The sequence below is a fragment of the Bradyrhizobium sp. UBA2491 genome (genome assembly GCF_002341725.1).
Classification (GTDB): domain Bacteria; phylum Pseudomonadota; class Alphaproteobacteria; order Rhizobiales; family Xanthobacteraceae; genus Bradyrhizobium.
Window position 1 is genome coordinate 59,147 of sequence record NZ_DDOP01000059.1, and the last position, 23,222, is coordinate 82,368.

A 23,222-nucleotide genomic window follows, 5' to 3' on the forward strand; every position below is an offset into this window, starting at 1 on the left:
CATGCCGGTCGAGTTCATCGGCTTCATCACCAACAACAATGCGTCCGAGACCATCGTCCGCACAGGTCCGGTGCTTGATCCGCCCTATATCGAGACGGTCGCCAAGGCGCATGAGCTCGCCGGTTTCGACCGCGCCTTGTTGGCGTTCCACTCGACCACGCCGGACGCCTTGCAGGTCGCGCAGCATGTGCTCACGATCACCAAGCAGCTCAAGGTGATGATCGCGCAACGGCCGGGCTTTACCGCGCCGACGCTCCTGGCGCGCCAGCTCGCGACGCTGGACCAGTTCTATGGCGGCCGCGTCTCGCTGCACGTCATCACCGGCGGCAACGCCATCGAGCTGCGCCAGGATGGCAACACGCTCGACGACAAGGACGAGCGCTACGCCCGCACCAGCGAATTCCTCGACGTGGTGCGGCTGGAATGGACCAGCGAGAAGCCGTTCAACTACAGCGGCAAGTACTACAACGTCGAGAACGGCTTCTCGCAGGTGAAGCCGTTGCAGAAGGGCGGCATCTACACTTTCGTCGGCGGCGGCTCGGACGCCGCGGTCGAGGTCGCCGGCAAGCACGCCGATACTTTCGCGCTGTGGGGGGAGTCCTACGCCCAAGTGCGCGACGTCACCGCGCGGGTGCGCGCGGCCGCGGCCAAAAATGGCCGGCCGACGCCGCGCTTCAGCCTGTCGGTGCGGCCGATCCTGGCCGACACCGAAGAGAAGGCGTGGGCGAAGGCGGAGCACATCCTGGAGCGCGCCACCGCGTTGCAGGACCAGACCGGCTACCGTCGTCCCAACCACGCGACCGACGGCGCCAAGCGGCTGCTGGCGCTCGCCGATCAGGGCCAGCGCATCGACAAACGGCTGTGGACCGAGATCGCAAAGCTCACCGGCGCCAACAGCAACACCACGGCGCTGGTCGGCACGCCCGAGCAGGTCGCCGAGGTATTTGCCGATTACTACGATCTCGGCGTCAGCCACTTCCTGATCCGCGGCTTCGATCCGCTGGTCGATGCCATCGACTATGGCCGCGAGCTGATCCCGCTGACCCGCAAGCTGATCGCTGCGCGCGATGAGCAACGGGGGATTGCCGCAGAATGATCCGTCTCATCGTCGCGGCGGCGCTCGCGCTCGCCGCCATCGACGCGGCCTTCGCGCAGGCCACGCTGCGCGTCGGCGACCAGAAGGGCAATTCGCAGGCCGTGATGGAAGCGGCCGGGGTGCTCAAGGATGTGCCCTACAAGATCGAATGGAAGGAGTTCGCCGCCGCCGCGCCGCTGCTGGAAGCGCTCGGCGCGGGCGCGATCGACACCGGCCTGGTCGGCGACGCCCCGTTCACCTTCGCCGCGGCCGCCAAAATCCCGGTCAAGGCGATCGCGGCCGTGCGCCAGTCGCGCGACGGGCTTGCGGTGTTGGTGCCGGAAAACTCGGCGATCAAGAGCTTCGACGACCTGCGTGGCAAGAAGATCGCGACCGGCCGCGGCTCGATCGGCCATCAGCTGATCCTGGCGGCGCTGGAATCCAGGGGTTGGGGGGCCGTCGACGTGCAGATCGTGTTCCTCGCGCCGTCGGACGCCAAGGTCGCCTACATGCAAGGCTCGGTCGATGCCTGGTCGACCTGGGAGCCTTACGTGAGCCAGGAAGAGGTGCTGTTCAAGTCACGCCGCGTCATCACCGCAGACGGCATCACGCCCGGCCTCGGCTTCCAGGTCGCGACGCCGGACGCGATCAAGGGCAAGCGCGCCGAGCTCGAGGATTTCGTGCGCCGGCTCGCGGCCGCGCGGGCATGGTCGCAGAACAATGTCGAGGGCTATGCCGCGACCTGGGGCAGGCTGATGAACATCCCGCCCGCGGTGCCGTTGAACTGGCTGACCCGGGCCAGGATCCGCATCGCGCCGATCGACGACAGCGTGGTGGCCGACGAGCAGAAGACCATCGACCTCTACGATCGCTGGGGCCTGATCCGGCAGAAGATCAACGCCGCCGACATCGTCGATCGATCGTTTGCCGCCGCTGTCGAGAAGGGCGCGGGGCTGTAGAGCGACGGCATAGGCGGTAGGCGCTGCCAATGCACCAGATATCGGCGTCGTCCTGGCGAAAGCCAGGACCCATTGCCCCAATCGTCTGCTTTTTGGACGACGCTGGAGCCACTATCCCGGTCATCATCAAATTCAGTGGTTATGGGTCCTGGCTTTCGCCAGGACGACCGGCGTGGAGGGGACGTGCCAATATTCATCATGCTAACGAATCCGTGATCACCAAAACATTCAATCGTTGTCGCGCGACATGCGACAACGATTTTCCCCTTTCGGCACCTGCCAAGACCGCAACGTTGCTATTTTCGTCGTCCCCTTGCCGCGCCCTCCCGCGCCGCCAAAATCAAATGCACGAACAATCGAGTCCGGGAGATCACCATGGGCCTTCAAGAAACTCGCATCGAGTCGCTGCCGTTTGTGACCGCTGAACTGAACTATCTCGCGCCGACGCCGGGCAAGCCCCGGACCTACGCTTTCGACCCGCCGCCCGGCGAACCCAAATCCACCGCGCTGCCCGAAGCCCACAATGTTCCGATCTTCGACGGGCGCCTGATCGCCGACAGCTTCTCGCTCGACCGCGAAGGCTTTGCGCTGGTCAAGCATCCGACCAGCGTGAAGGACTATTACGACGACAATGAAGTCCGCAACGTCTACTACCCGGCGGTCGAGGCGTTCCTGAAGGCGACGCTGAAGGCCGATCGCGTCTTCATCTTCGATCACACCGTGCGCAAGCGCGTCGAGGGCGCTGCCGACATCCGCGGCGGCGGACCGCGCCAGCCCGCGACCCGGGTCCATGTCGACCAGACCGCGATCTCCGGCCACAACCGCGTGTTCGAACACCTGCCTAACGAGGCCGAGCAACTGGTCAAGGGCCGCGTCCAGGTGATCAATCTATGGCGTCCGATCCGCGGTCCGTTGCGCGATTCACCGCTCGCGATGGCCGACGGCACCACGATCGCGCCGGAAGATCTGATCGCCTCCGACCTGATCTATCCGAACCGCAGCGGCGAGACCTATTCGGTGAAATACAATCCGAACCACCGCTGGTTCTACATCCCCGAGATGACGCCGGACGAGGCGATCCTGCTGAAATGCTACGACTCGGCGACCGACGGCCGGACCCGGTTTGGGCCGCACACCGCGTTCGTCGACCCGACCACGCCGGCCGACGCCGCGCCGCGCGAGAGCATCGAGCTGCGTACGCTTGTGTTCCATAAGCAGTAGTCATCAGGACTACGCTTCGACGAATTCGTCATGGCCGGGACAAGCCCGGCCATGACCGCATCAGGGGCCTCCGACAGAGCGTTGCCTTCAAAGTTGGCACCGCCAGCCCAATAATGTTACGCCCGTCCCTGGGATGCCCGGGGAATAAGCGATTCATGGACGGCGTGGTGACGAAGGAAGAGGCGGGGATCGGTTTCCGCGCCCTGGTTCTTGCGCTTCTGGCATTGGCCTCCGGCCATATGCTGTCGACATTGCTGCGAACCATCCCGGCGATCAGCCTCGATTTGATGGCGCGGGATTTCGGCACCTCGCCGCAGGCGCTGGCGAGCCTGACCTCGATCTATCATTTCTCCTTTGCCGCCTCGCAGATCCCGGTCGGCGCCGCCATGGACCGCTTCGGCGTGCGGCCGGTGTCGCTCGGCCTGCTCACCGGCACCGTGGTCGGAACGCTGGTCTCGGCGCTGGCCACCGGTCCCGCGAGCTTCGTGCTCGGCCAGTTGATGCTCGGCGTCGCCACCTCGGGCATGCTGATGTGCCCGATGACGCTCGCCGCCAAGCAGATGTCGGCGGCGAAGTTCGGCCTGTGGTCCGGCCTGATCCTCTCGATCGGCAATATCGGCATGCTGTTGTCGGCGAGCCCGCTGGCCTTCGTGGTCGATCAGTTGGGCTGGCGCGCCGGCTTCTGGCTTTCGGCCGGCTTCGGCATCGTCGTGCTGATCGCGGTGTTCGCGCTGGTGCCGCGCCAGCCGGCGGCGCATGCCGATGAATCCTCGCCGCTGCGGCAGATGGCCGAGGTGCTGCGGCTCGGGCTGTCGCGCGGTCTGCGCGGCCTGATCGCGCTGTCGCTGGTGTCGCTCGGCGCCTCGCTGGTGCTGCGCGGCCTGTGGGCCGGGCCGTGGCTGATGGATGTGAAGGGTCTGAGCCGCATCGAGGCCGGCAATGTGCTTGGCCTGTTCACGCTGGCGATGATTGTGGGCCCAGCCTGTATCGGTGCCTTCGATCGCAAGTTCGGGCATCGCCGTACCGTGGTGGCGGCAACCCATGCGGTCGCCGCTTTGCTGCTGGTCGTGATGGCAGGCGGCGCGCCGCATTTCCCGGTCTCCAACCTGTTCGGCGTTGCCGTGATGCCGACGCGGTATGACCTGGTGCTGCTGATCCTGATCGGGCTGGTGACCTCGGCGCAGCCCTTGATCTACGGCATGACGCGGCAGCTGGTCGATGCCCAGAACACCGGCAAGGCGCTGTCCTCGGTCAATCTCGCATTCTTCCTGGGTGCCGCGCTGCTGCAATCGAGCACCGCCGGCGTCGCGGCGCTGTTCGGGCTGCCCGCGGTGCTGCTGTTCATCGCGGCCGCGCTGCTGATCGGGACTGCGCTGTTTTGGGTCTATACCTCGACGGCGGCGACGGTAAGATAGCGGCCGGTTCCACCGCTTCCGGAAGTCACGTGCCCACGCCCGCCAAGATCGACCCGATCACCCGCTCCGTCGTCCAGCACCGCCTGTCGTCGATCGTGAAGGAGATGGGCGAATCCATGCTTCGCACCTCCTATTCGCAGATCCTCAATTCGAGCCGCGATTTCTCGCTGGCGATCTGCGACACCAGCGGGCGGCTGATCGCGCAGGCCGATCACATCCCCGTGCATGTCGGGGCGCTGCCGTGGGCGACGCTGGCGGTCGAGGAGCGCTTCAAGGAGATCGCGCCCGGCGACGTCATCCTGCTCAACGATCCCTATCAGGGCGGCAGTCATCTGCCCGATCTGACCGCCTTCGTGCCGGTGTTCGACGGCGGAAAAAGGCTGCTGTGGACCATCGTGCGCGCGCATCAGAGCGACATCGGCGGCGCCACCCATGGCGCCTACAATCCGGCTGCGACCGAGATCTATCAGGAAGGCATCCGGATTCCGCCGATCAAGCTCTACGAGGCCGGCAAGCCGCGCGAGGATCTGCTCGACCTCCTGGCTTTGAACATCCGCAATCCCCGCGAATTCCGCGGCGACCTCGCGGCGATGCTCGGCGCCGCGCATCTCGGCGAGCGCCGCGTCTCAAAATTGTTCAGCGAGTTCGGCGCGGAGACCGTCGAAGCCGCGATCGAGGCGATCTTGGATGCCACCGAGCAGCAGACCCGCGCCGTGGTGTCGACCTGGAAGGACGGCGTGTTCACCGGCGAAGCGCTGCTCGACGACGACGGCCACGGCCGCACCGACATCAAGATCGCCGCCAAGGTGACCAAGACGGGCAGCGACATCGAGGTCGATCTCACCGGCTCCGATCCGCAGTCGACCAGTTTCGTCAATTCCTCGCATGCCAACATGCAGGCCGCGGTCGCGATGGCGTTTGCCTATCTGATCGACGCCGACATCCCGAAGAATACCGGCGCGCTGCGGCCGCTCAAGGTGGTGGCGAAGCAGGGCACCATCGTATGGGCCGATCCCGGCCGGCCCGTGACCTTGTGCACCAGCCATCCCTCCAACGAGATCGTCGAAGCAATCATCAAGGCGATGTCGGCGTCCTGTCCGGACCGCGTGATGGGCGGCTGGGGCCGCCGGTTCCGGATTGCGATCCAGGGCGAGGATCCGCGCAACGGGCGCAATTTCATCTGGCACATGTTCCAGGCGCGGCCCGGCGGCGGCGCATCGCCCGGCGGCGACGGCTATTCCTCGATCGGCGAGTGGCATTCGGTCGGCGGACTCAAGTTCGGCAGCATCGAGGTCGCGGAAGTGCGATTCCCGCTGCATTTCCGCCAGCACGAGTTCCGGCCGGATTCCGGCGGCGACGGCCAGCATCGCGGCGGACTCGGTGTGGCGCTCGACATGGTGCTGGAGACGCAAAAGCCGGCCAAGGGCAACACCGCCGGCGACGGCGCGCGCCACGGTCCCTGCGGCATGCTCGGCGGCCAGGATGGCGAGCCGCATCGCTATCGCCTCCTGTCGGAAGGCCGCGAGCCGCGGGTGCTGAAGACCAAGGAGGTCGGCATCGAGCTGCGTCCCGGCGATTGCCTCGAGATCCGATCCTCCGGTGGTGGTGGTTGGGGACCACCCGAGCAGCGATCGGCGGAGGCGCGGGCGCGCGACGTCGCGCAAGGACTGGTTTCGAAGGCGGTATAGGGCAGCGATGTATACGATTGGCGTTGACGTCGGCGGCACCTACACCGACCTGGTTGCGACGGATCAAACCGGGCGAACCGTGTTCGCGAAATCGCCGTCCACGCCGGCCGATCAGTCGATCGGCGTGATGGCCGGATTGGACGAACTGGCGCGGCGTCTCGACGTCACGCGCGCGGCGATGCTCACCGCCACCGATCGCCTGGTGCACGGCACGACGGTTGCGACCAATGCGCTACTGGAGCGCAAGGGCGCGAAGGTCGCGCTGCTCACCACCGAGGGCCATCGCGACGTCGTCGAGATGCGCGAGGGGCTGAAGCCGGATCGTTACGATCTGCGCACGCCGCCGCCGGAGCCGCTGGTGCCGCGCGAGCGCCGCTTCGGTGTGCGCGAGCGGCTGAAGGCCGACGGCAGCGCGGCGGTGGCACTGGATGCCACGGCGCTCGGCGACGTCATCGCCGAGGTGAAACGATCCGGCGCGAATTCGGTCGCGGTATGCTTCCTGCACGCCTATCTCAATCCGGCGCATGAGCTTGCCGCGGTCGAACGGCTGGCGAAGGAATTGCCCGAGATCAGCGTGTCGCGTTCCAGCGACGTGCTGCCGCAGATCAAGGAATATGAGCGCGTCTCGACCACCATCGTGAACGCCTATGTCGCGCCGACGGTGCGGCGCTATCTCACCAATCTGGAGCGCGGCCTGCATGAGGCCGGTTTCAAAGGCTCGCTGTTTGTCGTGCTGTCGCATGGCGGCATGGCGCCGGTGGAGGAAGCCTCGCGGCTCGCCGCCGGCACCGTGCTGTCGGGGCCGGCCGGCGGCATCTCCGGCAGCCGCCGCTGCGCCGAGATGCTCGGGATTCCCGATCTGGTGCCGTTCGACATGGGCGGCACCTCGACCGACATCTCGCTGATCGCGGATGGCCAGGCCTCGCTGTCGGCCGACGGAATGCTGGCGGGCCAGCGTATCGCGCTGCGCAGCCTCGACATCGCCAGCATCGCAGCCGGCGGCGGCTCGATCGCGAGCGTCGACGGCAGCCGCACCTTGCGGGTCGGGCCGGAGAGCGCGGGCTCGGTGCCGGGCCCGGCTTGTTACGGTAATGGCGGCACCGCGGCCGCCGTGACAGACGCCAATGTCGTGCTCGGCTATCTCGATGCCGCGGCCTTCATGGGCGGCGCGCGGCCGCTCGATCGCGCGGCATCGGAAGCCGCGGTCGACCGGATCGCTGCGGCGCTCGAACTGTCGCGGATCGAGGCTGCCGCCGGCATCTACAAGATGATCAACCTGAAGATGGCCGACGGCATCCGCCTGATGACCTTGCGCCGCGGCGTCGATCCCAGAAAATTCGCGCTGCTCAGCTTCGGCGGCGCCGCCGGCATGCATGCCGCGGAGGTCGCGCGCGAGCTCGAGATCAAGCGCATCATCGTGCCGACAGTGGCCTCCGTGCTGTCGGCCTGGGGCATGCTGACCAGCGACCTGCGCTACGAGGTCAGCCGCACGCATTACGGCACGGGCCGGATTTCCGCCGACGAGGTGCGTGCACTGTTCGCTGCCCTGGAGGCGCAGGCGGCGGGCCGCCTGCGTGACTGGTTCAAGGGCGACATCGCGATCGAGCGCTCGGCCGAGATGCGTTACGGCGAGCAGGTGTTCGAGATCGACGTGCCGCTCGGTGACCTCGATCTCGGCGCCGCCGATCTGGTGGCGCAGATCGAGGAGCGTTTCCATCGCCGCCATGAGGAGCTCTACACCTATGCCTCGCGTGGGCAGGAGGTGGTGTTCGTCAATGCGCGTGTCGCCGCGGTCGGCAAGGTGGCGCCACGCGGCAGCGAGGCTGGCGGGACGCCGTCGGCTGCGCCCTGCGCACCGCGCGGCAAACGGCAGGCCTGGTTCGGTGCCTGGCGCGAAGTGCCGGTTTATGCGCTCGACGACCTCAAGCCGGGGCAATCGCTGGCTGGTCCCGCTGTGATCGAGGCCGAAACCACCACGGTTCTGGTCGATGATGGCGACCGCGTCGCGGTCAATCCGCTGGGCTGGCTCGACATAACATTGCGCTGAGGTCCATCTCCGCCATCAACATTTCATTTTTCCGGCATCCGCTTGGGCGATAAGCTCCGTTCGCTGGGAGGGAGCGCCGGCTAGTCGCCGGCGTTTGTGGCGATGTTGATGCAAACAAAACGACAAACCGTGCTTTCGACGGTCCTGGCCCTCGCAGTTGTTCTCGCGGCAGCGCCGTTGCGCGCGCAGCAGGCGCCGGAGGCGGCCGGCAGCGAAATCCGCATCGGCAATGTGATGCCTTACACCGGGCCGCTCGCCGCGTTCGCGACCATCGGGCGGGCCGAGGCGGCCTATTTCGACATGGTCAACGAACATGGCGGCATCAACGGCCGCAAGGTCAGGTTCGTCTCGGTCGATGACAGCTCCAATCCGAAGACCGCGATGGAGCAGACCCGCGATCTGGTCGAGCAGCACGATGTGCTGGTGATGTTCGGCTCGTTCGGCACGCCGAGTAACCTCGCCGTGCGGAAATATCTCAACGAGAAGAAGATCCCGCAGCTGTTCGTCGCGTCCGGCGACGAGGAATGGGCGCATCCCGCGAGCTTTCCCTGGACTATGGGCTGGCAGCCGACCTTCCGCGCCGAGGGACGGATCTATGCCAATTACATCCAGGCCGCCTATCCTTCGCGCAAGATCGCGGTGCTCTGGCAGAACGACCAATTCGGCCGCGACCTGTTCAAGGGATTGCAGGAAGGGCTCGGCGACACCGCCGGCATGATCGTCGCCGACCTCGCTTTCGACGCATCGGAGACCGCGATCCAGAACCAGATCGGGATCCTGAAGAACTCCGGCGCCGACATATTGGTGTTCGATGGCGCGCCGGCGATCGCGGCGCGTGCGATCCGCGTCGCCGCCGACCTCGACTGGCATCCGGTGTTCATCCTCGACAATGCCTCGGCATCGATCGCCAGCGCATTGCGGCCGGCGGGCCTGCAAAACTCGCTCGGCGTGATCTCGACCTCGTTCCTGAAAGACGCCGGCGACGCCGCCTGGAAGAACGACCCGCAGATCAAGGCGTGGGACGCCTTCATGGACAAATACTACCCCGACGGCGACAAGGACGACATCTATGCCGTGTTCGGCTATGCCGCCGCCGACACGCTGATGCAGGTGCTGCGCCAATGCGGCGACGACCTGTCGCGCGACAACATCATGCGGCAGGCGGCGTCGCTGAAGAACTTTCAGAGCCCGATTGCACTGCCCGGAATCGTCATCAACACCGGGCCGAAGGATTTCCGCCCGATCAAGCAGATGCGGCTGGTGCAGTTCGACGGCAATGCCTGGCAGCCGATCGGCGACGTGATCGAGAGCGCGTTCACGCCGGTGCGGGAGGATAATTGAGAGGGGCGTGCGCTGGGTTTATCCGTCGTCCCGGCGAAGGCCGGGACCCATTACCCCAACTGAGACTTGTTTTGCTCCGCTGGGGCAATAGTCCCTTTCACCCGATGCAGCGGTGGTAATGGGTCCCGGCCTTCGCCGGGACGACGGAGAGAGTTACTTCTTCAGCCCGTAGTTCAGCAACCCGCCCTTGTTCTTCGGCGGATGCGCGCGCAGGCCTTCTTCGTTCGGCTCGGTGCCCCAGCCCGGGCGGTCCGGGATCACCAGATGGCCGTCGACGAATTCGGGCACATGGGTGAACAGCTCGTGGTCCCAGGCCAACCGGTCGATGTCGGTCTCCATGATCCTCAAGTTCGGCACCGCGGCGCAGAAATGCGCGTTCATCATGGTGCAGAGATGGCCGTAGAAATTATGCGGCGCGACGTTGACCTCGAAATGCTCGGCTGCGGCTGCGATCTTCATCGATTGCCACACCCCGTTCCACGGCGTGTCGATGATCGCGACGTCCATCGCCTGCTCGGTGAAATAGGGCAGGAATTCGCGCAGGCCCAATAGCGTTTCGCAGGACGAGATCGGGTGCGGGCTCTGGCGGCGGATATAGCCGAGCGCCTGCGGGTTGAAGGTGTCGATCTCGACCCAGAACATGTCCATCTTCTCGATGGCGCGCAGGATCTTCAGATAGCCTTCGGTCTTGGCGTTGAAGTTGAGGTCGAGCAAAAGGTCGACATCCGGCCCGGCGCCGTCGCGGATCGCCTCCAGATGCATGCAGAGATTGCGCAGCACGGTGCGGTCGACATTGATCTCGGGCTGGAATGGCGAGCCGAAACCGGGGCGCCAGCCCTGCGGCTTGCCGTCGGTATAGACGAAGATGTTGGTCTTCATCGCCGTGAATTTCTTCTCGCGCACCTCGGCGCCGATCGCCTTGACGCCGTCGAGATCAGTGATGGCCGGCTTGTACCAATCGGGATGATTGATGCGCCAGGTCGCGCAATGCGACCAGTAGACCCGCACACGGTCGCGGATCTTGCCGCCGAGCAGGTCGTAGCAGGGCACGCCGAGCGCCTTGGCCTTGACGTCGAGCAGCGCGTTCTCGATCGCCCCCAACGCCAGCGCCACCACGCCGCCGGCGGCAGGCCGCGTCGCGGCGAACAGCTCGACATAGATCCGCTCATGCTCGAAGGCGTTCTTGCCGATCACCCGCGCCGACAGCCGCTCGATCGCCGCCGTCACGCCGGGCGCGCCAAAACCCTCGTCATATTCGCTCCAGCCGACCAGCCCATCCGTGGTCGTCACCTTGACGAAGTGATAATTCCGCCAGCCGGCATCGCAGGCGAGCGTCTCGACGCTTTTGATCGTGGTGGATTTACTCATGGGTTCCTGCCCGGCGTTTGTTGATGTTGGGCAAGTTCAACAACGGATCGGCGGACGCGTCAATTCGCGGCAGGGCAAGGCGACAATGCGCGCAGGTTGGTGCTGCGACGTGCGCCGACCTGCCCAATCGATCCGTCACCCTGAGGAGCCGCAAAGCGGCGTCTCGAAGGGTCGACGGCCCGGCTCTCTCCGCGTGGATGCAGGCGGGTCGTGCATCCTTCGAGACGCCGCTTTGCGGCTCCTCAGGATGACGGGAGACGAGCAGTCGGCCGGAACAATCTCGGCCGCTGCCGCTCGAAGGTCTTGCGGCCGCGCTTGAAGCCCATCAGCACATCGGGCAGCTCGGCGATCGCATTGGTTCCGCTGTCGCAATCGAGCACGACGAGGTCAGCGGGGTTACCGACGGCGATGCCGTAATCGCTGAGGTTCATCAGCCGCGCCGGCAGCTCGGTGACCAGATCGAGGCAGGTTTCGAATTCACCGATCCCGGCATGCGCGGCATTGGCGTAGAGATTGGCCATCCGCAGCAGCGATGCGTCCCCGAACGGCGTGAACGGGTTTTGCACATTGTTGGTCGCGACCGAGCACAGCACGCCACTGGTCACGAGCCGGTGCGCAGCGGTCAGGCCGCGCGGGGCGTTGTGGGTGGCATCGCGGCCCATCAGATAGAGGTCGGTGGCGGGCAGCACGGTGACCGCGACACCGGCTGCGGCGAGACGCGCGCTCGCCGCCTTCAACTTGTCAGGCGGCAGCGCGGAGAGTTTGGTCGCATGTCCGATCGCGACGCGGCCGTGATAGTTGCGCCGCTCGGTCTGCCGGCAGACCTCTTCCATGTGCCACCACGACGGATCGAGATCGAAGTCGAGATGCAGGTCGACATCGATGTCGAATTGCTGCGCCAGGTCGAAGATGCGCGAAATATGCGCGTTCGGATCGGTGTCGACGTAAGGGCAGCCGCCGATCGCCTCGGCGCCGTCGTGGAGTGCCGCGACCAGCAGCTCGTCGGCGCCGGGGTCGTTGGTCAGGCCCTCCTGTGGAAAGACGCAGACCGAGAGATCGAGCGCCCAGGCGTAATCGCGCTTCAGCGCCTTGACCGCCTCGAAGCCGCGCAATCCGATCCGCGGGTCGATCTCGACATGGGTCCGCATCCGCGTGGTGCCCGCGGTGATCGCGCGCTCGATCACGCCGGCGCCGCGTGCGTAGACGTCCTCGACCGTGAAATCGCGCTTCATCGCCGACACCGCACGGATCGCCTCGGCGACGCTGTTGTGATCGTGGCCGCAGCGGCCGAGCAGGCAGGCCTTGTCGAGATGGATATGGGTGTCGACGAAGCCGCCCAGCGCCAGCCGGCCGCCGAGGTCGACCTCGACAGTCTCGCAGGTAAGCCGTGGCGCGATCGCGGCGATCCTGCCGTCGGCGATGCCGATATCGACCGCGGACGCCGATCTGCGCGTCACGGCATTGCGGAAGACCAGGTCGAAGGCAGGTTTCGCGATCATCGGGGAAGAAACATCAGGATGGTCTCAGCCTAGCGGAAGCGCGGGGAACCGGCAGCAACAGATTGTGTGCAGATTGCTAGTCAAACTGTTTAAAAAATGTGCATGCACTTTGACAGCCAGATTGTAGAGTCTTGACGATCCCTGGAGCCCCGTCATGTCCGTCACCACCAAAACCAATGCCCGCCCGCTGACCGATGCCGAGATCGTCGAGGCCTATCTGACGGCGTCAATGATCCCCGATCCCGACGCGGCGGCCGCCTATATGAAGCCGGGCACCGTGATCACCTTCACCGGCGGACGTGAATTCGACCATCCGCGGGGGCCGACTGGCTTCAACGCCAGGCGCTATCGCTGGGTGAAGAAGAAGATGGACCGTTTCGACGTCTGTCCCGGCGCCGGCGAGACCGTGGTCTACAGCATCGGCACGCTCTACGGCGAATGGATCGACGGCACGCCGTTCGAAGGCAACCGCTACGTCGACCGCTTCGTGGTGACGGGCGGGCAGATCGTCAAGATGGACGTCTGGAACGACAGCGCCGAGCGGATTCTGGTGCAGCGGGGGATCGAGGGGTAGCCCCGCTGTCATGCGCCGCTTCAAGCGGGGGCATCCAGTACGCCGCGGCTTCTCGGTGGATCACGAATGCCTCTGGAATACTGGATCGCCCGGTCACGGCCGGGCTATGACGCCGAAATGGGGTTACCTTCCCCGCGCTGCCTTCGGCAGCTTCACCACCCGGTCGCCGCTCGCCTCATCGGCATAGGGCGCCAGAATATCCAGCAGATCCCGGCCGCGCTGCGGTGTCGGCGCGACGAGGGCGCGGGTCGCGACCGAGTCCAGATGGCTGTGCATCAACCCCATCACCTTGTCGGCGTCGCCCTTCACCAGCGCTCCGATGATCGCACGGTGCTCGTTGATCGCGCATTCCGATGAATGCGGCCGGCTGTACAGCGACAGCGTCAGGCAGCAGCGATAGGCGACCTCGCTGACATAGCGTACCAGGATCGGGCTGCTCGTCATGTGGGCGAGCAGGATGTGGAATTCGGTGGCGAGCCGGATCGATACCGCGTCGGTGCCGTCGCGGGCGCGATCCTCGGCGTCGACATGGGCGGTCAGTTCGGCGATCTGTGCCTTGGTCAGCTTGCCCGCGAGTTGCCGCACCACCAGCCGCTCCAGCTCGATGCGGATGTCGAAGGCATCGCGCGCCTCCTGCCAGCTCGGCGTCGCCACTACGGCGATGCGGTTGCGGCGCAGCTCGACCAGGCCTTCGGCCGCAAGTTGCCCGAGCGCATGCCGCGCGATGGTGCGGCTGACGCCGAAGCGTTCGCCCAGCGAGTCCTCGGGCAGTTTTGCGCCGGGCTCCAGCGCCTGCTCGATGATCGCCCGCCGCAGCGCGCGGCAGATCACGCTGACCTTGTCGGACGATTCAGCCGTCTTGCTGGTGTCGGCACGCGCCGCCATTGCCGCGAATCCTTCTCGAAAGCTGCTTCAAGTCGTCTCTATCATACCGGCAAAACAATCGGGCGCCCCAATTGCATGCAGTTTGGGCTGTGGATTGCCTAAAAGGAATCCGGCGTTGCGGGCGCCGCCCGCGCGATCCCCTTGATTTTCAACGGGGCGACTGCTGGCATCCAGCTTGCATGCACTTTGCTCGTGATGCGCATGCAACCAAATTCCGAATTCGCCGCCGAGCCGATGGCCGCCGATTCCGCGCCGACTGCCATCGAGCTGTCGGAAGCCTCCGTCACCTTCGGCCGCGGCGCCCGCGCCGTGCCGGCTCTGTCGACCACTACGCTGCGGATCGCCGACGGCGAGTTCGTCGTGCTGGTCGGGCCGTCCGGCTGCGGCAAGTCCACAATCCTGCGGCTGGTCTCAGGCCTGGCGCGGCCGACCACCGGTGTCGTCATCGTCGGTGGCCGCGAGGTCGCGGCGCGCGCGATGCGGGTCGGCATGGCGTTCCAGAACCCGACCATGCTGCCGTGGATGACGATCGAAAAGAACATCATGCTGCCGCTGAAGATCGTCGAGCCGTTCCGCTCGCAGTTCCGCAGGCTGCGCAAGACCGAATTCCGTGACAAGGCCAATGCGCTGCTCGAGCAGGTCGGGTTGAAGGGCTTTGGCGGCCGCTATCCCTGGCAGCTTTCCGGCGGCATGCTCCAGCGTGCCAATCTGTGCCGCGCGCTGATCCACGAGCCGCGCATGCTGCTGCTCGACGAGCCGTTCGGCGCGCTCGACCAGTTCACCCGCGAGGAGCTGTGGGGAATCCTGCAAGCGCTCTGGATGACCCACAAGCCGACCGTGCTGCTGGTGACCCACGATCTGCGCGAGGCCGGCTTTTTGGCCAGCCGCATCTGCGTGATGAGCGCGCGGCCCGGCCGCATCCTCGATGACTCCCGGGTCGACTTTGCCCGGCCGCGCACCGTGGCGATGACCTTCGAGCCGGATTTCGTCGCGCTCAACCAGAAGCTCCGCGCCTTCATCGTCGATGCGCGCAGCGCCGCGCGAGAGGGAGCCTGACCATGTCCGTGTCAGATATCCGGCAGAAGGCCTGGTCCGCCGCGTTGATCGTGCTGTTCTTCGTCGCCTGGGAACTGTTCTGCGTGATGACGGGGATGTCGGACCTGGTGCTGCCGCGGCCGTCGCAGGTCTTCGTCACGCTGTTCGAGAAATTCCCGATCCTGTGGCCGCATATCGTGCAGACGCTGGTGACCACGATGATCGGCTTCGTGCTCGGCGTGGCCCTCGGCGTCGCGCTCGGTGCCGTGATCGGGGTGTCGAAAACCGCCTACGACACCTGTTATCCGCTGCTGGTCGGGTTCTCGTCGATCCCGAAGGTCGCTGTGGTGCCGATCTTCATGCTGTGGTTCGGCTCCGGCACGGTGCCGGCAGTACTGACCTCGCTGTCGATCTGCTTCTTTCCGATCGTCGTCAACATCGCAACCGGCCTCGCCACCACCGAGCCGGAGCTCGAGGATGTCCTGAAGGCGCTCGGCGCCAGCAAGTTCGACATCCTGTGGAATGTCGGGCTGCCGCGCGCGATGCCGTTCTTCTTCGCCTCGCTGAAGGTCGCGGTGTCCTACGCGTTCGTCGGCGCGGTGCTGTCGGAGACCGTCGCCTCGAACCGCGGCATCGGCAATGTGATGATGACCGCATCCTCCAATTTCAACGTGCCGCTGGTGTTCGCCGGGCTGTTCGTGCTCGCCGGGCTCGGCGTCGCGCTCTACGTGCTGTTCTCGCTGATCGAGGGCCAGGTGACGGGCTGGGCGACACGCAAGGACAATGTCATCGCCACCTGAGTCTCACGCCATCGCCATTCACTGAAGTTGAGGAGGTCGTCATGCTGAAGACAATAAGCGCTGCGTTGCTGGGACTTGCCATGGTCGCCGCGCCCGCACGCGCCGAGGAAGCCACCATCAAGTTCACGCTGGGCTGGAAGACGCAAGGCTCGGATGCCGCGTTCTTCTACGCCAAGGATCACGGCTACTTCAAGGAGGAAGGCCTCAACGTCGTGATCGACCAGGGCGAGGGCTCCGGCGCCACGGTGACGCGCATCATGTCGGGCGCCTACGACGCAGGCTTCGGCGACGTCAATGCGATCATCCAGAACGCCGCGACCAAGCCGCAGGATGCGCCTGTGATGGTCTACATGATGTGGAACCAGCCGCCGTTCGCGATCGTCGCCAAGAATTCGAGCGGCATCAAGTCGATCAAGGATTTCGAGGGCCATACGCTGGGCGGCGCGCAGGGCACGCCGACCACGCGGCTGCTGCCGGTGTTCGTGCACAAGAACGGGCTCGACGGCGACAAGATCAAGATCTCCAACATGGCGCCGAACCTGCAAGAGCCGATGCTGATCAAGGGCGACATCGACGCCGCGCTGGTGTTCAACATCACGAGCTATTTCAACCTGGTGCTGAACCGCCAGGACCCCGACAAGGACTTCAAATGGTTCTCGTTCGGCGACTACGGGCTCGATCTCTATTCCAACGGCGTGATGGTGTCGCGCAAGCTGATCGCGTCGAACCCGAAGGCGGTGGCGGGCCTCGTCCGCGCCATCAACAAGGGCGCGATCGCGGTCGCCAAGGACCAGAACGCCGCCATGAAGGCCGCGCTCAACTACGACAATCTGATCAATGTCGACGTCGAGAAGCGCCGGCTGCAATATTCCTTCGAGAAGCTGATCGTCTCGCCGGAGATGAAGGAGATCGGCATCGGCGACGTCAAGGACGACCGCATGGCCCGCGCCATCGGCTTCATCGTCGAAGGCTACCAGCTCGCCCGCACGCCGACCCCGGCCGAAGTGTTTTCGCGCGATTTCCTGCCACCGCGGGCGGAGCGGGAGTTGGTGTACACCGCGAATTGACATAGCCCGTCATTGCGAGCGAAGCGAAGCAATCCAGGTCTCGGCTCGGGATAGCTGGATTGCTTCGTCGCTTCGATCCTCGCAATGACGGCGGAGGACGTTGCGATGGACGTCACGACAACCCGCTTGTTCTCCGGTCCCGAGGGCGGCATCCGCAACGACGTCGTGCTCCACCATGACGCCGGCGTCATCACCGATCTCTCCGCAGCCGCGAGCCCCGCGACCGGCCCGCGCTGCCTGATCCTGCCCGCCTTCGTCAACGCCCACGACCATGCCCGCCCGCGGGCGTCGAGCTTCGGCGCGGTCGGCATGCCCTTGGAAGGCTGGATCCTGCGCACGGTGCTGGGCACGCCGGTCGATCCCTATCTGGCCGCGGCCGCGGCGTTCGCTCGTGCGGCGCAGGCCGGCTGCGCCGCGATGATGGTGCACTACACGCGTCCGAGCGGCACCATGCCGCTGGTCGAGGAAGCCCGGGCGATCGCGCGCGCCGCCGGCGACGTCGGCATCCGCATCGCGTTTGCGATCGCGGTGCGCGACCAGAACCCGATCGTCTATGGCGACAGCGAGCCGGTGCTCGCAGCGCTCGCCGGCGACGACCGCAGCACGATCGAGCAGTTGTTCGTTCGGGCCCCGATGTCGCCGAAAGCCTATATCGAGCTGACCGATGCCATCGCCGCGGCGATCGCCGGGCCGAAGGTCGATGTGCAGCTCGGTCCCGCCGGCGTGCAGTGGTGCTCGAAGCCGCTGCTGGAGGCGGTCGCCGAAAACTCCGCGCAGACCGGCCGCCGGGTTCACATGCATCTGCTCGAGACGATCTATCAACGCAGGTGGGCCGATCAGTATTTTCCCGGCGGCATCGTCCGCTATCTCCGCGATATCGGCCTGCTTTCGGAACGGCTGACGCTGGCGCATTGCATCCACGCGCGGCCCGACGAGATCGAGATGATCGCGGCGTCCGGCGCCCGCATCGTCACCAATTTCTCGTCCAATCTGCATCTGCGCTCGGGACTGGCGCCGATCGCCGCGGCGCACGAACGCGGCTGCGCGATCGCGGTCGGCGTCGATGGTCTGGCGCTCGATGAAGACGATGACATCCTGCGCGAGATGCGGCTGGTGCAGATGATGCACGGCGGCCTCGGCTTCAAGCGCGGCTGGACGGTGCCGGAATTCTTCGCGCTCGCGATCCGCAATGGCCGCCGTGCCGTCGGCGCGCCGGGAACGGGCGAGCTTGCCGTCGGTGCGCCGGCCGATTTCGTCAGCATCGATCTCGACCGCCTCGAACGCGATCAGATTCTCGACGCCGATCCGCTCGATCTGCTGTTCGCGCGCGGCAATGCGTCGCTGGTCGATCGGCTTGTGGTCGATGGTCGCACCGTCGCCAAGGCAGGCCGGTGCCTTGGTGTTGATCTTCCGGCCATCGAGCAGGAACTGCGCGGGATCCATCGCGCGAACTGCGCCACATACGCGCATGTCTTGCGCGCATGGCCGCGACTTTCGAACGCGCTGCAACACTGGTTCGAGGCGCAGCTCACCTGCAATTAGCGGCGCAATCGTCGCTTCACGCCGAGCGCAAGATGCGGTCGAAGCGCAGTCGAACGCGCGTTAATTCCGTCAAGTGGAAGAAAATTCCACTTGCATCACACAGTCCGCGCGGCTTCAAGATCGGCAACAAGAAATTGAGTCAGTCGCTCCGTCACCGGCTGGTCATGTTGCTCGCGAGGAAGCCTGATGGGCGCGTTGTCGCATTTGCGGATAGTGGAGATCGGAAGCGCTGCGGCGACGAGCTATTGCGCGCGGCTGTTCGCCGATTTCGGCGCCGACGTGCAGAAGATCGAGCCGCCCGCGGGCGATCCGCTTCGACGCACCGCGCCGCTGACGCCGCAAGGCCACAGCGCATGGTTTGCGTTTCTCAATTTCAACAAGTCGAGCGTCGTTCTCGACAAGCATGAGGCCAATGCCGCCGCGCGCTTGCGCGAGTTGGTCGCCGGATGCGACATCCTGCTCGACGGGCGTGGCATCGCCGCAGCCGATTGTCCCGACATCGATCTCGCCGCGCTCAAGCGCGATAATCCCGGCCTGATCCATCTCGATCTCGCATGGTTCGGCGATCGCGGTCCCTATGCCGATTTCGTCGCGACCGACTCGACGATCCGGGCGCTCGCCGGACTGGTGAAGCTGGTCGGGCCCGAGCAGGGGCCGCCGATGCACGCGCCGGATTTCCAGGTCGGCATTCTCGGCGGGCTGTGGGGCTTCATCGCAACCGCGTCCTCCGTGCTCGGTCGCATGCAGGATGGGCGCGGTCGGATCAGCCATCTCAGCCAATTCGAGGCCAGCATCGCCGTCACCGAATACATCATGTTCGAATCGTTCTCGCGCGGCGACATCATGCGGCGGATCGGCGTCAACCGGTTCTGGCCGACCTTTCCGGTCGGCATCTACCAGACCAAGCAGGGCTGGCTCGGCGTCACCACGGTGACCCCGGCGCAGTGGCGTTCGTTCTGCGAGATGCTGGGCCTGACCGAGCTGCGCGACGATCCGACGCTGTTCATGGGCGTCGATCGGCTGCAACGCGTCGCCGAGATCGAAGGCAAGATCCTGCCGAAGCTAAAGCAGCGCACCGCGCAGGAATGGTTTGCCGAAAGTCTCAAGCGCAAGATCCCGATCGTGCCGGTGCCGGAGATAGCGGATCTCATCGCGGATCAGGAGAAGCGTGCGCGCGGCGCCATCGTGCCGATCACGATCGGCGACGAGTCCGGCTTTTCCTGCGGCACGGTGCAGCGGTTGACGGCGACGCCGCCGCTGCCGGGAGGCCGCGTGCCTGACATCGGCGAGCCGCAGGCCGGGCGTACCGCCGCGCCGCGCGTGCCGGTGCCGAAGCCATCCGCGACCAACCGCCTGCCGCTCGAAGGTGTTCGTGTGGTCGACTTCTCGATGGGCTGGGCGGGACCGATCTGCACCCGCACGCTGGCCGATCTCGGCGCCGACGTCATCAAGATCGAGGCGATCCAGTATCCGGACTGGTGGCGCGGCGTCGACCGCCGCCCGGCCTATGTGCTGGAGCAGATGTACGAGAAGCAGCTGCGCTACTGCATCATGAACCGCAACAAGCGCGGCATCACGCTGGACCTGACGCGGCCGAAGGGGCTTGCGCTGGCCAAGCGCCTGCTCGCCGATGCCGATCTCGTGGTCGACAATTACTCGGTCGAGGTGCTGCCCAAGCTCGGCCTCGGCTACGACGTGCTGAGCAAGATCAATCCGAAGCTCGTGATGATGTCGATGTCGGCGTTCGGCGCCGGCAGCGTGCATCGCGATTGCCGCGCCTATGGTTCGACGCTGGAGCAGGGCTCCGGCCTGCCGAGCGTGGTCGGCGATGCCGGCGGGCCGCCGGTGATGAGCCACACCGCATTCGGTGACGCGGTCGGCGGCCTCAACGGCGCGGCCGCGGTGTTGACCGCGTTGATCCACGCCAGGCTGACCGGGCAGGGCCAGTTCATCGATCTCGCGCAGATCGAATGCATGATGCCGTTTGCCGCGCCCTGGATCGTGGCGCATTCGGTCGACGGCAAACCGCCGGCGAAGCATGGCAACCGCCACCCGGACTTCGTGCCGCATGGCTGTTTCCGCTGTGCCGGCGACGACAACTGGATCATGGTCGCGGTCTCGGACGATGCGATGTGGCCAAAGCTCGCGCGGCTGCTCGGCCGCGAGGACTGGGCGACGGCGGAGACGCTCAGAAGTGCCGCGGGCCGTCGTGCCATCGAGGCCGAGATCGAGGCTGCGATCACGGCCTGGACCTCGACGCGCGATGCCGATGCGGCGATGGGTGTGCTGCAATCCGCCGGCGTCGCGTCGGGCGTGGCACGGCTGCCGATCGATCTTCTGAAAGATCCGCAGCTGCATGCCCGTGGCTTCATCCAGGACGTCGACCGCGCCTTCATCGGCAGGCATCCGCAGCCATCGATGCCGTTCCGCGAAGGCGATGCGCCGTTCGCGATCCGCTCGGTGCCGCCGACGCTCGGCGAGCATAACCGCGAGATCCTCGGCGGCATGCTCGGCCTCTCCGATGCCGAGCTCGACGAGCTCGCGCGTGAGGGCATCATCGGCACCGAGATGCTGATGGATGAGCAGTTGGTGAAAGAGAACAAGCGGGCGGCGGGCTGATGGAAACCGGCCAACCGGCACAGCGCAAGGCGGACGGTGCGCGCGACGGCGCGCGGCCGCTGCTGTCCGTGCGTGGGCTCGGCATCCGTTTCAAGACCTCGCAGGGCATCTGGCAGGCAACGCGCCGGATCGACTTCGACGTCGCGCCCGGCGAGCGGATCGGCATCGTCGGCGAGAGCGGTTGCGGCAAGACCATCACCGGGCTGTCGATCCTGCGCCTGTTGCCGGGCAATTTTGCCGGGCTCGACGGCAAGATCCTGTTCGACGGCACCGACCTGGCGTCATGCAGCACGCGGCAGATGCGTGCCATCCGCGGCAAGCGCATCGCGATGATCTTCCAGGAACCGATGAGCGCGCTCGATCCGGTGTTCACCGTCGGCCACCAGATCGCCGAGACGTTGCGCGTTCATACCGATGTTTCCCATGAGGAAGCGCGCGCGAAGACGCTGGAGATGCTGCGCCGCGTCGGCATCGCCTCGCCGGAGCGGCGGATCGACGACTATCCGCATCAGCTCTCCGGCGGCATGCGCCAGCGCGTGATGATCGCCGCCAGCCTGATCTGCGGGCCGCAACTGCTGATCGCGGACGAGCCGACCACCGCGCTCGACGTCACCGTGCAGGCGCAGATCCTCGAACTGCTGCGCGACATCAGCGAGACCTCGAAGACCGCACTGATGCTGATCACCCACGATCTCGGCGTCGTTGCCGAAACCTGCACGCGCATGATCACGATGTATGCCGGCGAGGTGATCGAGGACGCCACCGTCGACGAGGCGCTGGTGCGGCCGCTGCATCCCTATACGTCGGGCCTGCTGCGCTCGCTGCCGCATTTGAGCCCGCGCCACGGCCGGCTGCCGTCGATCCCGGGCCGGGTGCCGTCGATTGCCGAGATGCCGGCCGGCTGCCGCTTCCGCGCCCGCTGCGCGCATGCGGCGAAAGGCTGCGAGACGGAGCAGGCATTGCAGGACGCCGGCGGCGGCCGCAAGGTGCGCTGCCATCGCTTCGCCGAGCTCAATCTGCCCGGCGCGCTGCATCCGCCCGACACTGCCACAGGCGCGAGGGTCGCGCGCCAATGACCGCAGCCACTCCCGAGCCCCGCCGCGACGCCATTATCTCGGTGCGTGACCTCCAGGTCCGCTTCCAGACCTCGGACCGCCGCGCCACCGTGAAGGCGGTCGACGGCGTCAATTTCGACGTCCGGCGCGGCGAGACCTTCGGCATCATCGGCGAGTCCGGATCGGGCAAGACCACGATCGGCCGCGCGCTGGTGTTCCTGCTGAAACCCAGCGCCGGCGCCATCCTGCATGACGGCATCGATCCGCTGGCGCTGTCGCGCGGGCAATTCCAGCACCACCGCCGCGACTACCAGATCATCTTCCAGGACCCGAACGCCGCGCTGAACCCGCGCATGACCATCCTGGCCTCGGTGCTGGAGCCGCTGGAGCTCGCCCGCATCGGCGACCGTGCTGCGCGCGAGCGGCAGGCGAGGGAGGCGCTGGAGCGCGTCGGCCTGCCGCAGGAATTCGGCGAGCGCTATCCGCAATCAGCTGTCCGGCGGCCAGAAGCAGCGCGTCGTGATCGCCCGCGCGCTGACCCTGAAGCCGAAACTGATCGTCTGCGACGAGGTGGTGGCGGCGCTCGACATGTCGATCCGCGGCGACGTGCTCAACTTGTTCGCCGATCTGCAACGCGACCTCGGCCTGACCTACGTCTTCATCACCCATGATCTCGCCGTGGTGTCGCATATCAGCGAGCGTGTCGCGGTGATGTATCTCGGCCAGTTCGTCGAGCTCGGCCCGACCGAGGAGGTCGCCGAGCGGCCGCTGCATCCCTACACGATCGCGCTGCTCTCGGCAGAGCCACGGCCGCTGCCGTCGTCGATGCGGCAGGATAGCCGCATCGTGCTGCAAGGCGAAGTGCCGAGCCCGATCGATCCGCCGTCGGGCTGCCGTTTCCGCACCCGTTGCCCGCATGCGCAGCCGCTCTGCACCGAGCGCGTGCCGGAGTGGCGCGAGCTGAAGCCCGATCACTGGGTGGCCTGCCACTTCGCCGACCGCCCGAATTTTTCGCCCAATTGAACGCACCGG

17 protein-coding genes and 1 pseudogene are annotated in these 23,222 nt (G+C 66.1%); 15 read left to right on the top strand and 3 right to left on the bottom strand.

What is annotated here, in order from left to right; genetic code table 11:
• Position 1 precedes the first annotated feature (1 nt).
• The 7 genes from B2W55_RS19260 (at position 2) to B2W55_RS19290 (ending at position 9,746) form a co-directional block, all read left to right on the top strand.
• The gene (locus tag B2W55_RS19260) at positions 2–1,096 is read left to right on the top strand and encodes an LLM class flavin-dependent oxidoreductase (protein ID WP_024580768.1); all 1,095 of its coding nucleotides are present in this window, start codon (positions 2–4) and stop codon (positions 1,094–1,096) included.
• Positions 1,093–2,034 (top strand): ABC transporter substrate-binding protein, encoded by a 942-nt coding sequence (locus B2W55_RS19265; RefSeq protein ID WP_024580769.1) that lies wholly within the window; start codon positions 1,093–1,095, stop codon positions 2,032–2,034. The genes B2W55_RS19260 and B2W55_RS19265 overlap by 4 nt, the downstream gene beginning before the upstream one ends.
• A 375-nt stretch (positions 2,035–2,409) precedes the next feature.
• On the top strand, positions 2,410–3,255 hold the full coding sequence (locus tag B2W55_RS19270) for a CmcJ/NvfI family oxidoreductase (protein ID WP_024580770.1): 846 nt from the start codon (positions 2,410–2,412) through the stop codon (positions 3,253–3,255).
• Positions 3,256–3,410: 155 nt separating this feature from the next.
• A complete protein-coding gene (locus B2W55_RS19275) occupies positions 3,411–4,670 on the top strand; it encodes an MFS transporter (protein ID WP_024580771.1) in 1,260 nt (419 codons plus the stop codon).
• A gap of 29 nt (positions 4,671–4,699) precedes the next feature.
• Positions 4,700–6,358: a hydantoinase B/oxoprolinase family protein gene (locus tag B2W55_RS19280; RefSeq protein WP_024580772.1), complete on the top strand. Its 1,659-nt coding sequence runs from the start codon at positions 4,700–4,702 to the stop codon at positions 6,356–6,358.
• Between the two features lie 7 nt (positions 6,359–6,365).
• Positions 6,366–8,405 carry a hydantoinase/oxoprolinase family protein gene (locus B2W55_RS19285; protein WP_024580773.1) on the top strand — a complete coding sequence of 680 codons (2,040 nt, stop codon included), beginning with the start codon at positions 6,366–6,368 and terminating at the stop codon, positions 8,403–8,405.
• A gap of 108 nt (positions 8,406–8,513) precedes the next feature.
• A complete protein-coding gene (locus B2W55_RS19290; protein ID WP_024580774.1) occupies positions 8,514–9,746 on the top strand; it encodes an ABC transporter substrate-binding protein in 1,233 nt (410 codons plus the stop codon).
• Between the two features lie 153 nt (positions 9,747–9,899).
• Here the strand turns inward: B2W55_RS19290 and B2W55_RS19295 are convergent, their stop codons facing one another.
• Both B2W55_RS19295 and B2W55_RS19300 read right to left on the bottom strand, forming a co-directional pair.
• Positions 9,900–11,114, bottom strand: a complete 1,215-nt coding sequence (locus B2W55_RS19295; protein WP_024580775.1) for a mandelate racemase/muconate lactonizing enzyme family protein — start codon at positions 11,112–11,114, stop codon at positions 9,900–9,902.
• 242 nt (positions 11,115–11,356) lie between these two features.
• The gene (locus tag B2W55_RS19300) at positions 11,357–12,613 is read right to left on the bottom strand and encodes an amidohydrolase family protein (protein ID WP_024580776.1); all 1,257 of its coding nucleotides are present in this window, start codon (positions 12,611–12,613) and stop codon (positions 11,357–11,359) included.
• A gap of 154 nt (positions 12,614–12,767) precedes the next feature.
• Here B2W55_RS19300 and B2W55_RS19305 point away from each other — a divergent pair, with 154 nt between their 5' ends.
• Positions 12,768–13,187, top strand: a complete 420-nt coding sequence (locus tag B2W55_RS19305) for a hypothetical protein (RefSeq protein ID WP_024580777.1) — start codon at positions 12,768–12,770, stop codon at positions 13,185–13,187.
• A 123-nt stretch (positions 13,188–13,310) separates the two neighbouring features.
• Here B2W55_RS19305 and B2W55_RS19310 read toward each other — a convergent pair whose 3' ends face one another.
• The gene (locus B2W55_RS19310) at positions 13,311–14,072 is read right to left on the bottom strand and encodes a GntR family transcriptional regulator (RefSeq protein WP_024580778.1); all 762 of its coding nucleotides are present in this window, start codon (positions 14,070–14,072) and stop codon (positions 13,311–13,313) included.
• A 195-nt stretch (positions 14,073–14,267) separates the two neighbouring features.
• On the opposite strand from B2W55_RS19310, the gene B2W55_RS19315 reads away from it, so the two are divergent.
• From B2W55_RS19315 to B2W55_RS19345, 7 genes and pseudogenes are all read left to right on the top strand, one after another.
• On the top strand, positions 14,268–15,128 hold the full coding sequence (locus B2W55_RS19315) for an ABC transporter ATP-binding protein (protein WP_024580779.1): 861 nt from the start codon (positions 14,268–14,270) through the stop codon (positions 15,126–15,128).
• Between the two features lie 2 nt (positions 15,129–15,130).
• Positions 15,131–15,907: an ABC transporter permease gene (locus B2W55_RS19320; RefSeq protein ID WP_024580780.1), complete on the top strand. Its 777-nt coding sequence runs from the start codon at positions 15,131–15,133 to the stop codon at positions 15,905–15,907.
• 41 nt (positions 15,908–15,948) lie between these two features.
• Positions 15,949–16,974, top strand: a complete 1,026-nt coding sequence (locus B2W55_RS19325; RefSeq protein ID WP_024580781.1) for an ABC transporter substrate-binding protein — start codon at positions 15,949–15,951, stop codon at positions 16,972–16,974.
• A gap of 105 nt (positions 16,975–17,079) precedes the next feature.
• Positions 17,080–18,516 carry an amidohydrolase family protein gene (locus B2W55_RS19330; protein ID WP_244442185.1) on the top strand — a complete coding sequence of 479 codons (1,437 nt, stop codon included), beginning with the start codon at positions 17,080–17,082 and terminating at the stop codon, positions 18,514–18,516.
• A 186-nt stretch (positions 18,517–18,702) separates the two neighbouring features.
• On the top strand, positions 18,703–21,135 hold the full coding sequence (locus tag B2W55_RS19335; RefSeq protein WP_024580783.1) for a CaiB/BaiF CoA transferase family protein: 2,433 nt from the start codon (positions 18,703–18,705) through the stop codon (positions 21,133–21,135).
• Positions 21,135–22,211 carry an ABC transporter ATP-binding protein gene (locus B2W55_RS19340; protein ID WP_024580784.1) on the top strand — a complete coding sequence of 359 codons (1,077 nt, stop codon included), beginning with the start codon at positions 21,135–21,137 and terminating at the stop codon, positions 22,209–22,211. Before B2W55_RS19335 ends, B2W55_RS19340 begins: the two co-directional genes overlap by 1 nt.
• Positions 22,208–23,213: pseudogene (locus B2W55_RS19345) on the top strand (ABC transporter ATP-binding protein). The gene B2W55_RS19340 and the pseudogene B2W55_RS19345 overlap by 4 nt, the downstream one beginning before the upstream one ends.
• The last annotated feature ends 9 nt before the right edge of the window (positions 23,214–23,222 follow it).

Excerpts from the sequence above, each read along its gene's own strand:
- B2W55_RS19290 (WP_024580774.1), top strand. The coding sequence starts at position 8,514 with ATGCAAACAAAACGACAAACCGTGCTTTCGACGGTCCTGGCCCTCGCA.
- B2W55_RS19275 (WP_024580771.1), top strand. The coding sequence starts at position 3,411 with ATGGACGGCGTGGTGACGAAGGAAGAGGCGGGGATCGGTTTCCGCGCC.
- B2W55_RS19340 (WP_024580784.1), top strand. The coding sequence starts at position 21,135 with ATGGAAACCGGCCAACCGGCACAGCGCAAGGCGGACGGTGCGCGCGAC.
- B2W55_RS19300 (WP_024580776.1), bottom strand. The coding sequence starts at position 12,613 with ATGATCGCGAAACCTGCCTTCGACCTGGTCTTCCGCAATGCCGTGACG.
- B2W55_RS19325 (WP_024580781.1), top strand. The coding sequence starts at position 15,949 with ATGCTGAAGACAATAAGCGCTGCGTTGCTGGGACTTGCCATGGTCGCC.
- B2W55_RS19260 (WP_024580768.1), top strand. The coding sequence starts at position 2 with ATGCCGGTCGAGTTCATCGGCTTCATCACCAACAACAATGCGTCCGAG.
- B2W55_RS19335 (WP_024580783.1), top strand. The coding sequence starts at position 18,703 with ATGGGCGCGTTGTCGCATTTGCGGATAGTGGAGATCGGAAGCGCTGCG.
- B2W55_RS19270 (WP_024580770.1), top strand. The coding sequence starts at position 2,410 with ATGGGCCTTCAAGAAACTCGCATCGAGTCGCTGCCGTTTGTGACCGCT.
- B2W55_RS19315 (WP_024580779.1), top strand. The coding sequence starts at position 14,268 with ATGCGCATGCAACCAAATTCCGAATTCGCCGCCGAGCCGATGGCCGCC.
- B2W55_RS19330 (WP_244442185.1), top strand. The coding sequence starts at position 17,080 with ATGGACGTCACGACAACCCGCTTGTTCTCCGGTCCCGAGGGCGGCATC.
- B2W55_RS19285 (WP_024580773.1), top strand. The coding sequence starts at position 6,366 with ATGTATACGATTGGCGTTGACGTCGGCGGCACCTACACCGACCTGGTT.
- B2W55_RS19320 (WP_024580780.1), top strand. The coding sequence starts at position 15,131 with ATGTCCGTGTCAGATATCCGGCAGAAGGCCTGGTCCGCCGCGTTGATC.
- B2W55_RS19305 (WP_024580777.1), top strand. The coding sequence starts at position 12,768 with ATGTCCGTCACCACCAAAACCAATGCCCGCCCGCTGACCGATGCCGAG.
- B2W55_RS19310 (WP_024580778.1), bottom strand. The coding sequence starts at position 14,072 with ATGGCGGCGCGTGCCGACACCAGCAAGACGGCTGAATCGTCCGACAAG.
- B2W55_RS19265 (WP_024580769.1), top strand. The coding sequence starts at position 1,093 with ATGATCCGTCTCATCGTCGCGGCGGCGCTCGCGCTCGCCGCCATCGAC.
- B2W55_RS19295 (WP_024580775.1), bottom strand. The coding sequence starts at position 11,114 with ATGAGTAAATCCACCACGATCAAAAGCGTCGAGACGCTCGCCTGCGAT.